We start from the raw sequence: 13,462 nt of genomic DNA on the forward strand, positions 1-13,462 counted from the left end.
AAGGTACCTCTATTGTTTCTCGTAGACGAAGCATACACTTCTCAAACATGCCCTTGTTGCCAAAGAAGAAAGTGCGGACACGTAACTACGTTTGTGTGTGCGGCTACGAAGAACACTGGGACATTCACGGTGCCCGCAACATTTTGGTAAAAGAACTGTACGGAAAGATGTGTCATATCCCGGAAGAAACGAAGAGAAAGTATTTGTGGATTGCGTAAGCAAAAAGTAGTAGACGGTGTGGTCCCACCCTTCTGCATGTGCAGAAGTTGCTTAGTCAAATGAAGAAAAGGAGTCCCTGCATAGGTGCAGAGAGGAGATGGAAAATCCGCTTCTCATGGGACCTTGTCTTTGTTGATGCTAAGAAATCCCCACTTCAAGCGGAAGCGAGTAAGTGGGGGAGGTTCATAGTGAATTATTTTTGTACTTAAATTACTTAATCTCTAAAATCATTGCTAGATCGATTGCATAATTCGTGCGAGTTCTTTTTCTAAAGCAGCGGGCTCGTTTGCATAATTGTAAATCCCTAAAAACTTCTCTATAGCCTCTGGATGGGAACTGATTAGCTTGTTGACAGCATCCTGTTGTTCAGATATGCGTTCATTCTTCGAAATTTGGCATCCCATGTGAAACCGAACCATAAACTCATCTTCTATTGCCTTTTGATATTCTTCAGACATTTGATTTGATTGATCGGATTGTCCCTTATATTTTGATAGAATATTGGATAATATACGTGCTCCACATATAGCATCATGGATACCCTGCGCCATGCCAGGATCTTTAAAACAAACTGCATCCCCAACCAACGCCCATCCTTTTCCCATTCCTTTATACCAGTAATTATCATATCCGAGAATGCCTTTGACCGGTTCTACTAGTTCTGCATTTTTCAAGCGCGCCCCAATTGTTGTATTCGGAAAGTTATCTGTAAAGAAATTGCGTAGACAGCTTTCCGGATTTAATTTCAACTGTTCTATCAATTCCTTATTTTCTAATGGGAAAATGCCGACAATTACATATAAATCATCATTCGTCGGAAAGAGAATGGCTGTGTTATCTTTTATCTTGTATACTTCAAATTTAGGGACATTATCGTGGCGAAATCCAGAGAAATACCCGAAATAGATGCCGACTGTTGCCGGAATACTTATTTTGAGTTCACTTTTTACCAGCTTGCGAATAATAGAGGATCGGCCGTCTGCCCCGACTACCAGGCGAGCTAAAAATTCTTGTTTCTCGTTGTCGCCGTCTAAACCTCTCACGCCTATCACTGTTTCGTCATCACGGATGACATCCGTCACACGAAATCCTTCTAAAACAGTTACATTCATTTGGGATTTGGCTTGTTCAAGTAGAATATGATCGAGATAAGTTCTTCTAATACAATAACAACTTTCCTCTCCGTAAACCTCAGGGATGAGACCTTCTATCACGGTATCCTCAAATTGAAATTTAATATCCCGTACCGGCGGTGCTTTTGTTTCCAATAACTTGTCCAGGACACCGGTTTCTCGAAGAAGAGCGACAGTATTATTGAAAAAGGTATGGGTTGATAATGTGTCCCTTGGAAAATTCGCTCGGTCCACTAACAACACATGGAAACCTGCCTTAGCAAGATAAATTGCAAGGGTAGAGCCAGCACATCTTGCACCGGTAATGATGACATCATACGTCCTATTCATCGTATCACTCCATTTTCAAGTATAATTATTAACTTGCTTATCCATTAGTAGAGTTCTAAAGTTAATGCCCCTACGAGTTAAAGTAATGGGGAAAATTGATAAGAATGCACTACATACATAAAGTATGGAAGCTAAAACGAAATAAGTACAGAAAATTCTCACCTGCTATACAATTAAAAAGAATTTGTGGTAAAAATCGGAATGATAATTTAAGTATTAAATAAAGGTCCGTTTACTTGTCTCGTGAAGAGTTAATAGATGTATATTCACAAAAATGGTTGTTAAAACATCGACTCCAAACTCCTTGTATAAAGTTATGGAAATCAAGTCCATTTGCTATGTTAAATGCGCTATAATTTTTGGGTAGTCGTCCTTATCATATGTTGAATGAATTATATCCAAATCGTTTTAGAGAGTGGGAATTAAAAAAAACGTCTACAGGATTCTGGACAAAAGAGAAGGGACTCCATTTAGCAGATGAGTTCAACATAAGATTCAATGTAGACTATTGATTATGTATCTTGTTTTTTATTAAATATCACGGTACGTGAAATTTTAAATATCTTTACTAAAAAAGCCCCTTGAAAGGAGCACTTATTTTACAAGATACTTTTCTATTTCTTTTATTAATAGTTCTGCACCTTCTGGGCTTAATGTGATCTTACCATTTGCTAATGCTATGTTACGATTTGACACTTCTCCTGTTAATACACAAACAGCACCAGGCTGATACTTCTGTAAAATGATGTCTTCCCCTTCTACAAAAATCTCTAATGGTGATTTTTCTTTAATCCCAAGCGTATTTCTAAGTTCCTTTGGAATTACTATACGCCCTAATTCATCCACTTTTCTAGTTACTCCGGTTGCTTTCATCCAGCATATTTCCCCTTTTCATTATCAATTTGTAACCAAGTTATTCTTTACTATTGTAACAGGCTTTCACCATACACGAGAAACATAATGAATCAAAAACAGAGCATAATTATAAGAAATTCTTTAAACCCTTGCTGAAAGGAAATACGACCTTCTTCCATTCTACACGCCCCCTTTTCTCTACAACTTTTAATATATTAAAATATAGAGGAAAGAAACCTACCAATTTCTTTCCTCGACGGTCACTCATGACTTTTGCTCTTTGTTTGCTTTTGCAAATGAAGAGCTTTTATTTTGCATACTTATATTTGCTTTCTAACATCGCATAACGCAATAGCTTTATCTTTGTTTCTTTTTTCAATGCTTTCCATTCCAATACAGCAATCTTCATTCTTCATTCCTCCATTACTTTGTTATTTATTTAGACTTATAAGTTCCATTTGTAGATTTTTTTAATTTCTTTATCACTAAACCCTTTATGGATAGCGAAAATTTCTGGAAAATCCGAGAGACACAAATCAATAATTGTATTATCAGTTGTTCTTATATAGGGGTAGCGCCACACGCCCATCAACTTAAGGATTTAGACTATTTTTGAAGTTAAAAGCACGTTACTATTTTCTTATGTTAATGAGAAAGGGTGACGTGCTTTTTATGAATATGAATCAAAAACAGGAATTATCTTTATTTGCTGAAGAGTTATATCGATATATGTCTCCCGCTACACTTAATCAATTAGCCATAGAAGCAGGCGGGATGAAACGAAAACGTAAGTGCCACGGGCACCATTTCTTATCTTTGTGTGTATGGCTAAATCAACAAGTCGCTACTACCTCTCTTACTCAACTATGTAGTCGATTAGAAACTTCAACAGGAGTTTTATTAAGTCCGGAAGGACTTAATCGGCGATTTAACTCGGCTTCTGTAGCCTTCTTTCGAACTGTATTTACTACACTTCTACAAGCTAAAATTGGAGGCGTATCTAAGATTTCTCATTCTCTTTCTTCCTACTTTGAGTGCATTCGCATCCTTGATTCTACAACCTTTCAAGTTCCAGATCGATTCGCATCTACTTATCCTGGTGCCAGAGGATGTAGTCATAAAGCTGGTGTGAAAATTCAACTAGAGTATGACTTGTTAAGTGGAGAATTTTCTGATGTGAAAATTGAACCAGGAAAACGAAGTGATCAGGCGTATGGTGCGACTCGAACAGGCATGATACAAAAGAATGAGCTGTATATTCATGACTTAGGATATTTTCGTCTACAAGACTTTAAGTCTATTCAAGACAAGCAGGGGTATTATTTATCTCGTCTTAAGTTACCAACTAAAATATATAGAAAAGAGTTCGAAACAGTGGTATTTAAAACAAAATCCTCTCAATTAAAACCGGTATATATACAAATTCATTTGGAAGACATTATGAAACAACTACAACCTGGCCAAGTGTATGAATTACACGATGTATATGTAGGGAGTAAAGACAAACTGCCTACTCGTATTGTAGTTTATAGGTGTACCGAGGAGCAAAAACAAAAACGCCTACGTGACCGAGCTATTCGCGAAAAGAAAAAAGGAATTACATATACAGAGCGCACGAAGCTTTTACAAGGTATTACGGTATATATGACAAACATTCCTACGGAATGGGTACCAAAAGAGAAAATCTATGATTTATATTCATTACGTTGGCAAATTGAGCTGTTATTTAAAATATGGAAATCTTGGTTTCAAATTCATCGTTGTAAATCTATTAAACAAGAGCGATTAGAATGTCATCTTTATGGGCAACTCATTAGTATTCTATTATGTTCTTCTACTATGTTTAAAATACGAGAACTCCTATTACGTAAGAAACAGAAAGAGCTAAGTGAATATAAAGCGATGTACATAATTAAGGATTATTTTTTACTTTTTTACCAAGCATTACACAAAAACACCCAAGAATTATCAAAGGTTCTCCTTCGTCTGTTTAACCTCCTACAGCACAACGGACGAAAATCTCATCGATACGAGAAAAAGACAGTCTTTGATATTTTGGGTGTTGTCTATGAGTATACCACTTCCATTCATCAGGTAGCATAATTATAGTGAAAAAATTGTAACCCGTCAGGGTTTATTTGATATGCCTACTTTTAGGATATCTATAAAAAATAATGAAAAACTAAATAGAAGTATCTGTCTTTGTATAAACATATACCTTAAGTTGATGGATGTGGGGTTAGATCCTATGTATACAAAATTGGCAGTAGTCGGTGATGTAAATAGAAACGGATCAATTGTTCTAGCTGCCACTCCACCATTAAAAGCATTGGGTGTAAAAAAGATGGCCAGATTATACGAGATTCCTCGCAGAAAAGACATTCTTGTTGTAAATCCGATTATGGGAACATACATTAAATGTTCTAATTACATAACAAAGTTAGCTTTACAGTACGTTCCTATTGAGGATTTTCACCAATATTCCATCGATGAATTCTTCATGGATATTACGGATAGTATTCATTTATTTGCTAACGATCCCTATGAGTTTGCGTTGAATTTTAAACGTGAAATATATGCGAAAACACGAATCGAATGCACAATAGGAATTGGCCCTAACCCTTTAATGAGCAAAGTAGCTTTAGATATTGAAGCAAAGAAGAATCAAAACGGCATTGCTTATTGGAAATATGAAGATGTCCCAACAAAATTATGGGGCATACGACCGCTTAATACATTTTGAGGCATTTCGTACAAAACGGAAGAAAAGTTGAATCGAAAAGGAATACATTCTATAGGAGATTTAGCCAATTACCCTCTTAAATACTTAAAACAGAGCTTCGGTAAGATTGGAGAAGAATTACACTTACACAGCTACGGAATTGACTTTAGTCGCATTTCAGAAAAATATGTTCCTGCCACAACTTCTGTTGGGAAAAGCCAAATACTCATGCGCGATTACACAATAGAGGAATTTCCGATTACTCTACTGGAACATATTGAAGAAGTTTGCTATCGGCTTAGAAAACAAAATAAACTTGCTCAAACCGTTCATTTTTCAGTCGGTTATAGCAAAAGTTATAACGGTGGTATTAGAAAAACACATACTTTAAGTCGCCCAACTAACCTAACAATGGATGTTTATAAGATCTGTACATACTTTTTACATCAACAATATACTGGCGAACCCATTCGCAGCATAAACATATCCTTAACAAACCTCCTTCAAGAAGGAGAAGAACAAATTTCTCTTTTTGATAACATAACGCAGCGAGAACAAGAAGTAAAATTAACAAAAGTAATGGATGAAATACGCACAAGGTTTGGGAAAAACAGTATATTGCGGGGAATTTCCTACACGCATAGCGCCACAGCTAGATACAGAAATACACTAATAGGGGGACACAAATCATGAATAACGCTAATATGCCAAAAGGAAGAAAAATGGTCAAGTGGACTCCGTTCGTTATCAAGACCTAAATTCAAAAAATATTTAAAATATCAAGCTTCTAACATATTGTATATGACTAATATGTTAGAAGCTTTAAAAACGAAAAAATTGAAATCTCTAAGTGAAAATGGACAATTTTTGTTTTAAGGTGTTATATGATTCTTAAATTGATGGGCCTTTAGTTTTAAACTAAGTTATACTCTCGACACTCTTCACAAAATAAATTCGTATCGTATTTATGTTCTATATAAACTTGATGCCATACCATAAATGCTAGTACTGTCCAAATTTTACGGCTATAGTCAGCTTTATCTGTACAATGTGCCTCCAGTAAGTTTAATACATATTCTTTATCAATTAAATGTTCGGTTTTACTTTCTTTAATAATGTTTAGAGCCCAGTCATGCATTTCATCTTTTAACCAATGACGGATTGGTACTGGAAAACCAAGTTTCTTACGATCTAATACATGATCGGGAACAATACCGCGTACAGCTTCACGTAAAATGGCCTTTGTAGTTCTATTGACAATTTTAAATTCTGTTGGGATTTTAGAAGCAACATCAAAGACTTCTTTATCTAGAAATGGAACACGTAATTCTAATGAGTGAGCGGTAGACATTTTATCCGCTTTTAATAAAATATCTCCACGTAACCATGTGTACATATCAATGTATTGCATTTTACTTACATCATCATAATCCTTAATTTCATTATATAATGGTTTGGTTACATCCTTATAGTTAACACTTTCACTGTAAGACTGCATTAACTTCATTTTCTCTTTTTCACGGAAGATCTTTGCATTACCATAGTAACGTTCTTCAATTGGTGTACATCCACGCTCTAGAAAACTCTTTCCCTTAAAACCTTCTTTAAGCGCTCCACTTAAAGCTTTTAAAACCGTTTTACCTGGGGTTGGGATGTATGAGAACATTTTTAAAGAGTTTGGCTCACGGTAAATATTATATCCTCCAAATAGCTCATCTGAACCTTCACCAGAAAGAACAACTGTTACATGTTTACGCGCTTCTTTTGCAACAAAGTATAATGGAACTGCTGCTGGATCTGCTAATGGGTCATCCATATGCCACATGATTTTTGGAAATTCATCCATAAATTCTTGTGGTTTCACCAACACACTATAGTTTTTTAAACCTAATTTTTCAGCAGTTTCTTTCGCTACATCTATTTCACTAAATCCACGGTGCTCAAAACCAACAGAGAATGTTAAGAGATTTGGATTTATTTCTTTTGCAATAGAAGCAATAATAGACGAATCAATTCCGCCAGATAAGAATGCGCCTACTGGAACATCACTGCGCATATGTACTTTTACAGAATCATATAATACATCACGAATTGCTTGAATGTGTTCCTCTTTTGGGGTATCTACAGCATTGAAATATGGTTTCCAGTAGCAATGAATTTCTATCGCTTTTCCAATTTCTTTTATGAAATAATGACCTGGTTCAATTTTGTTGATATTATTTGTTAATGTTTCTGGTTCTGGTCCATATTGGTATGTAAAATAATGTTGCAGGGAAGTTGGATTTATACCTTTATCCTGCATTACATGTAATATACTTTTCTTTTCAGATGCAAAGAAAGTCGTATCATCCTGTTCTGCAATATAAAGCGGTTTAATACCAAAATGATCACGCGCGCCAAATAATCTTTTCTCTTGACGGTCCCAAATAACAAAAGTATACATTCCACGAAGATGTTTTACACATTCTTCTTTTACATGAGCATATAATGCAACAATAACTTCCGTATCTGACTGAGTTGAAAAATTTGCCCCCTGTTTAATTAACATTTCACGTAATTCTATATAATTATAAATTTCACCATTGAACATAAGTATATAACGCTCATTTTCATATGTTAGCGGTTGATGTCCAGCATCCAAATCAATAATGCTTAAGCGTCTAAACCCAAATTGGACATGTTCGTCACGGAAATATCCTTGATCATCCGGACCGCGATGGTATAACAGATTTGTCATATTTTCAAATTGTATTTTCTCTGTTTCCGAATAACTTTTTGCAGTATTATACAGGCAACCTACATAACCACACATTTTTTTACCTACTTTCGATTTATTCATTTCCTAAAATCTCAATATTATGATCCGCTTCAATAAAGAAAATTACATTCTTTATTGAAGGCGTAGCAAACATTTAGTGCTTATAAATTAATATTTATCTCTAATAGAAATTCTAATAAATTTAGCTGAAAAAAATTAGTATTGATAAGTCTAACTAATTTAAAGCTTATTTAAATTATAAATCTATAATAGTATAGGGCAATGCCGATTTTTCTATCACTACCATAGATATGGTCTATAATTTTTCTACTGGTTATTTCAATTTTTATTATTCTTTAATTAATTTTCTAATCTGTTCTTTACTTTGTTCAGAAATAGGAAATCCTAATTTTATAATTTCATTTGTAAGCAATTCGATAAAATTTCTAGTGCCGAACCCAATAAATTTATCTCTACGCAAGATAAGGTTAACTTCCCTACTAACACTCGGATTTACTATTGGAATAGCTGATAAATCGTTATCTTCCGTAATATCCAATAGAGTTTTAGATACAACTGTTACTCCAAAATCACTTCTAACAAAATCGAATAATGATTCTATACTAGAGGTCTCAATAATTGGATACATATTTATTTTCCGTGCTATGCATGTATAGTCCAATAACTTTCTGCATTCATGATTATCTGGGAACAAAATTAATGGTAATTTATTTAATTCGGAGAACTGTATTTCTTTTTCATTAACTAATGAATGGTTTTTTGATAACACTAAAAATAGCTCATCAGTGTACAATGGTATTTTTATAATTTTTTCTTCTTCGAATACGTAATCAGAAGAATCAATTGTAACAGCAAAATTAACTTGATTCTGATTTATTAATTCTAGTATTTCATCTGAACTTATAATTTTCACTATTACTTCTGGATAATTTTTATGAAAATCTAAAAGTAAAGTGGAGACTAAGTTTGTTAGTTCGCCAGGTAAAGTGGCAATTGCAATTTTACCTCCTTTTATCTCCTTTAATTCACTGATTTCTTCTTTTACATTATCAAGTGCATTGAAAATAGTTTTACATTCCTTTGCTAAAATGTATCCCACATCTGTTATAGCGATTTTCTTTCCTAATCGATCAAATAACGGCATACCTATTTCATCCTCGAGAGCTTTAATTTGATGACTTAATGTAGGTTGTGTAATACCTAATTTATCAGCCGCTCGTGTAAAATGCAGTTCCTTACAAAGTGTTATAAAATACTCTAATTGTCTTAATTCCATATAAGAATAATCTCCTTACTTAGTTAATTGATTTCTCAAAATCCTTTAATTCTCCCTATACTTTATCATTTCGTTCATTCATAAAAAACGTAATTTCTCCTAATAAAATGTATTAGGAAAAATTACGTTCCTTATTTATGTTATGGTATACATACTTTAAGAAAAGATTATATAGTCTAATATAGAAAATAGACCGCTCATTCTATACTAAGTTCACTTTATTTGTAAATCGTAATACTTATTCTTCAACTTCTAAAGGTATATTATGACTATAAGTTTGATTAGAACTTTTAATCTGAAATCCTTCAAAGAAATCGATCGTTATACTGTCGTCAACAAAAGCTAAAGATGCTTTGTTTATATATAATGGTTTCCAGTTTGTTTGCATTTCTTCATAGCCAATACTTGATTTAATAAGTTTAACTCTCAGAACTCCATCTAATGGAAGTCCACATCCTCCCATTTCATATTGAAGGAATCGAAGGTGATTTGGATATTTAGCCTCTAAATTTTCGAATTGTTTCATAGCAGCTTCTGTAACAGTAATTTGAATTTGCATATTATTTCCCACCTTGTTTATTTTGGATTAAAAGATGAATATGTTACGAACTCCCACTGATTTGTGTTACAATTCATTGTTTGAATGGCTTCAACTAATTGAAATTGAATTAATCGCTGGGCTCCGGGAAATTGAGAAATAATACTTTCGTCAATATCCCAAATGATACTTGCTTTCCCAGTTAGTTGTAATGTATCACCAGTAGAAAAATCAAAGAACAATAGCCCTACATTAGGATTTTCAATAATGTTTCCGAGCGTATTGAATAGCATATTACCTGAGTAATCAGGAAAGACTATTTTTTGTTCACTTATAATGTGAATAAACCCTGGCATCCCACCTCGATGGGAAATATCCATTTTCCCATCTGAACTGGAACTCGCAATAATGAAAGTATCAGCTTGACTAATCAGTTCTTGCTGTTTTTCATTTAAAGCATACTGCTTATTAAATCGCTTAGTTCCACCAACAACTGTTTCGTTATAAGTGAAATTTCTCGCCTGAATGTATTTAGGGCAATTCCCAAATACTTGTTCAGTTTTAACTTCAAAACTTCCATCCGAAAATTTGTTTACAACCGAACCATTTATACGAATTCTTATCCTGGAAGCAAAGTCAATTACGATGATTCCAACTTCTTTATTGTGAAGAATATTTGTGAATAATGGATCACCTTCATTTATACCAACATTTATTTTAATTACATCGCAATCTACTGCTTGAATAATTCCTTCTTTTCCTGCTAAAAATGAACTCCACACTCTCCCTTTTTCATCCATAGAAGATATCATGAATGAGTTTTGTCCATTTAGAAACGCCATAAATTTTTTTGTCATTATTGGCTGAATCATTGTACTAGCAGTATTCGCTATTTTCTTTACACCAAGCCTATTGTGTACAGCACGTTCCCCAGAATGGAAAACATCCATATACATCTCTCCAATTTACTTATCAATAGGACGCATACTAATGGCTACTCTACAAAACACTATTATTTCGCCTCCTATGGAAACTTTTTCTAGCAAGGTTACTTGCTATTGTTTTTTTGTTATCTTGTAAAGCACCTTCATTCTAACTCTGACATTTCCTTTTATCAATTCTATCGTTTCTATAATTATCATAGATGTTATCTATCATTAAATTAGAACTTAAAAATCTGCACGTAAATTCATGTTATTGAATAATACTTCTTATTGCATAGATATAACTATCATTTATGCTGTATTCTTCTATATATAAAAAAGATATAGAGCTAATTATTACTGAGACTGTTAATAGTGAAACACACTTTAAGTAGACCATTGTCATTATTTATATCTTTTCATGGCCAGTACTACAATAACAACTTCGTTATCGATATTTTTTTGAACAATTCCCTTTATGTACCTATAAATATATAATTTCAAACATTTATCTAAAACTACAAAAGGAACAATTAATCATAGATAACATCTATTGATTATATAGAAATCATTGCATTGATAAATAATGGAGGCTTTATATAATTAATTTAAGCTCATGAGCTAGCAATAAGATTTAAAAATATCATTTATTTATAGGAGGACATTTTCATGCAAAAAACAGTTGCAGGTATAGTAATTCCGGATAGTAAGATAGCAGTAGAGGCGCAAGAAATACTTCGTGAATATGGTAATGACTTACTATGGAATCATTCGAATCGTGTTTACTTATTTGGTGCTCTTCAAGGTAAAAAAGCTGGGCTTAAGTATGACGAAGAGTTATTATATGTTAGCGCCCTCTTCCATGATCTTGGCCTTACAAAGAAATTCAGTAGTCCAGATAAACGTTTTGAGGTAGATGGTGCAAATGCTGCTCGTAGTTTTCTTCAACAACATGGTATGGATAATGAGTCAATTAGACTGGTTTGGGATGCGATTGCACTTCACACAACCATTGGGATTGCTGAATATAAAGAACCTCAAGTTTCATTAATTTATTCTGGAGTAGGCTACGATGTTATGGGAGATGGATATGACGAAATTTCAGAGGAGATTCGTGAACAAGTTGTATCTGCATTCCCCCGAGACAATTTCAAGCAAAAGATTCTTCCTGCTTTCCTTGAAGGTTTCGCTCATAAACCTGAAACTACTTTTGGAAATATTAAAGCAGATGTTTGCTCATTGCTTCTTCCAGGCTTTAAACGCAAAAACTTCTGCGATTGCGTTTTACATTCGCCTTGGAAAGAATAGCCATTAAGCTTATGAATAGTAGAAAAGGAAACTTCTATAAAATAGCTTGATTACGACCTCGTTTTCTTTTTATATGAAAATTAGAATGGACTGATTAATTTCTAATTTAAATGTAGATAAATATTATCCATAGAAATAAAAAAGCTTGCCATTAATGAAAATGGCAAGCTTTTTTAAGCAAATAATATCTAATAATTCACAAGAAATTAGAGAGACCAACTAACTAATTTTTGTTTAATAATCAGTAACTTTAATTAATAAAAAAACATAAAGAATGGCTACCTCAAAATGACATAATTAAAAATTATATAAGTGTTTTGATCATTATAAAATCCATTTGTTCTTCATCACCCATATAAAAAGAATGAACTCCAGTTTGGACAAAACCCATTTTCTTATAAAAGGCAATAGCATTTTCATTATTTTCCCATACACCTAACCAAATTTTCTTTTTATTATGTTCCATTGCAATTTCTATAGATTTATTTAGAAGATATTTACCAAGCCCATGTTTTTGAAACTCACCTTTTATATAAATTCTTTCGATTTCAAGTGATTCATCGCCCATTTCTTCAGACTGTGCATCATTAGTATTTACCTTTAAATATCCAGCAACTTCATTATTAAAATAAACAAAAAAGAATTGCGAAGCAACATTCGATAATTCTTTTTCCAATTGTTTTAAGTTAAATGCTTTTTCCAAATAAGCACTCATATTTTGAGATGAATTCTGATCCTTAAATGTCTCATTAAATGTTTCATAGCTAATTTCTTGAAGTGTATATAAATCCTCAAGGGTACCCTTTTTTATGTTTATAGTCATTTAAATATGTCACTCCTTTATACAATCAATAATTTCTCTTGTTTCCCTTTTTTACAAATTCCCAATCTTTTTCTATATTTTTTCTTATTTTTTGAAGAGAATTGAAAATGGTATCCACTTCTTTTTCAGAAAACCCTTCTAATGCAACGGTATTGGAATAATCATTTTCTCTCTTTATAAAAGGATAAATATTTTTTCCTTTCTCCGTTGGAAAAAGTTTTTTTATTTTTTTGTTATATTCATCATCTTTTTTTTCAATAAATCCATTTATTTCGAGTTTTTTGATAGCACGAGCTGCTGTTGTTCTATCCACTTTTATCATCTCAGATAACTTTTCTTGAATAATTCCTGGGTTTTCACATATTCGTACAAGGTACAAATACTGCCCTTTTGTAAGTTCATATTCTTTAAATTCTATATTACTTATAGAATCTAATGCCCTTGCTATCATTCCAATTTCACGGAGAATTTCCTTCATAGCTAACTCCTCATCGTATGTTTTTATTGCAAATGCAACATTTTAAGGTTACATTAAATATACATCTTTTTTATTGTA

11 protein-coding genes and 1 pseudogene are annotated in these 13,462 nt (G+C 33.1%); 4 read left to right on the forward strand and 8 right to left on the reverse strand.

The window, feature by feature from the left end; all coding sequences use genetic code 11:
• Positions 1–12 precede the first annotated feature (12 nt).
• On the forward strand, positions 13–150 hold the full coding sequence (locus V7S45_RS29325; RefSeq protein ID WP_198284614.1) for a zinc ribbon domain-containing protein: 138 nt from the start codon (positions 13–15) through the stop codon (positions 148–150).
• Positions 151–452: 302 nt separating this feature from the next.
• On the opposite strand, the gene V7S45_RS29330 is transcribed toward V7S45_RS29325, so the two are convergent.
• Positions 453–1,682 (reverse strand): NAD(P)/FAD-dependent oxidoreductase, encoded by a 1,230-nt coding sequence (locus tag V7S45_RS29330; RefSeq protein WP_342762017.1) that lies wholly within the window; start codon positions 1,680–1,682, stop codon positions 453–455.
• A gap of 594 nt (positions 1,683–2,276) precedes the next feature.
• Entirely contained in the window at positions 2,277–2,555 is a 279-nt protein-coding gene (locus V7S45_RS29335; protein WP_000648341.1) for an AbrB/MazE/SpoVT family DNA-binding domain-containing protein, read from the reverse strand.
• 654 nt (positions 2,556–3,209) lie between these two features.
• Here V7S45_RS29335 and V7S45_RS29340 point away from each other — a divergent pair.
• Positions 3,210–4,640, forward strand: a complete 1,431-nt coding sequence (locus V7S45_RS29340) for an IS4 family transposase (RefSeq protein ID WP_342762018.1) — start codon at positions 3,210–3,212, stop codon at positions 4,638–4,640.
• 124 nt (positions 4,641–4,764) lie between these two features.
• Positions 4,765–5,952, forward strand: a pseudogene (locus V7S45_RS29345) (Y-family DNA polymerase).
• A 220-nt stretch (positions 5,953–6,172) separates the two neighbouring features.
• Here V7S45_RS29345 and asnB read toward each other — a convergent pair.
• The 4 genes from asnB to V7S45_RS29365 form a co-directional block, all read right to left on the reverse strand.
• Positions 6,173–8,071, reverse strand: coding sequence for an asparagine synthase (glutamine-hydrolyzing) (gene asnB, locus V7S45_RS29350; protein WP_342762160.1), 1,899 nt, complete (start codon positions 8,069–8,071; stop codon positions 6,173–6,175).
• A gap of 295 nt (positions 8,072–8,366) precedes the next feature.
• Positions 8,367–9,314, reverse strand: coding sequence for a LysR family transcriptional regulator (locus V7S45_RS29355; RefSeq protein ID WP_000423356.1), 948 nt, complete (start codon positions 9,312–9,314; stop codon positions 8,367–8,369).
• Between the two features lie 238 nt (positions 9,315–9,552).
• Positions 9,553–9,873 carry an iron-sulfur cluster biosynthesis family protein gene (locus V7S45_RS29360; protein ID WP_001166854.1) on the reverse strand — a complete coding sequence of 107 codons (321 nt, stop codon included), beginning with the start codon at positions 9,871–9,873 and terminating at the stop codon, positions 9,553–9,555.
• A 17-nt stretch (positions 9,874–9,890) separates the two neighbouring features.
• Positions 9,891–10,802, reverse strand: coding sequence for a pyridoxamine 5'-phosphate oxidase family protein (locus V7S45_RS29365; RefSeq protein ID WP_342762019.1), 912 nt, complete (start codon positions 10,800–10,802; stop codon positions 9,891–9,893).
• A gap of 642 nt (positions 10,803–11,444) precedes the next feature.
• On the opposite strand from V7S45_RS29365, the gene V7S45_RS29370 reads away from it, so the two are divergent.
• Positions 11,445–12,083: an HD domain-containing protein gene (locus V7S45_RS29370; RefSeq protein WP_001174223.1), complete on the forward strand. Its 639-nt coding sequence runs from the start codon at positions 11,445–11,447 to the stop codon at positions 12,081–12,083.
• Between the two features lie 304 nt (positions 12,084–12,387).
• On the opposite strand, the gene V7S45_RS29375 is transcribed toward V7S45_RS29370, so the two are convergent.
• Together V7S45_RS29375 and V7S45_RS29380 are read right to left on the reverse strand one after the other, a co-directional pair.
• Positions 12,388–12,906 carry a GNAT family N-acetyltransferase gene (locus V7S45_RS29375; RefSeq protein ID WP_342762020.1) on the reverse strand — a complete coding sequence of 173 codons (519 nt, stop codon included), beginning with the start codon at positions 12,904–12,906 and terminating at the stop codon, positions 12,388–12,390.
• 25 nt (positions 12,907–12,931) lie between these two features.
• Positions 12,932–13,384, reverse strand: a complete 453-nt coding sequence (locus V7S45_RS29380; RefSeq protein WP_000658980.1) for a MarR family transcriptional regulator — start codon at positions 13,382–13,384, stop codon at positions 12,932–12,934.
• Positions 13,385–13,462 lie beyond the last annotated feature (78 nt).

Source organism: Bacillus sp. BR3(2024), assembly GCF_039134555.1.
Classification (GTDB): domain Bacteria; phylum Bacillota; class Bacilli; order Bacillales; family Bacillaceae_G; genus Bacillus_A; species Bacillus_A cereus.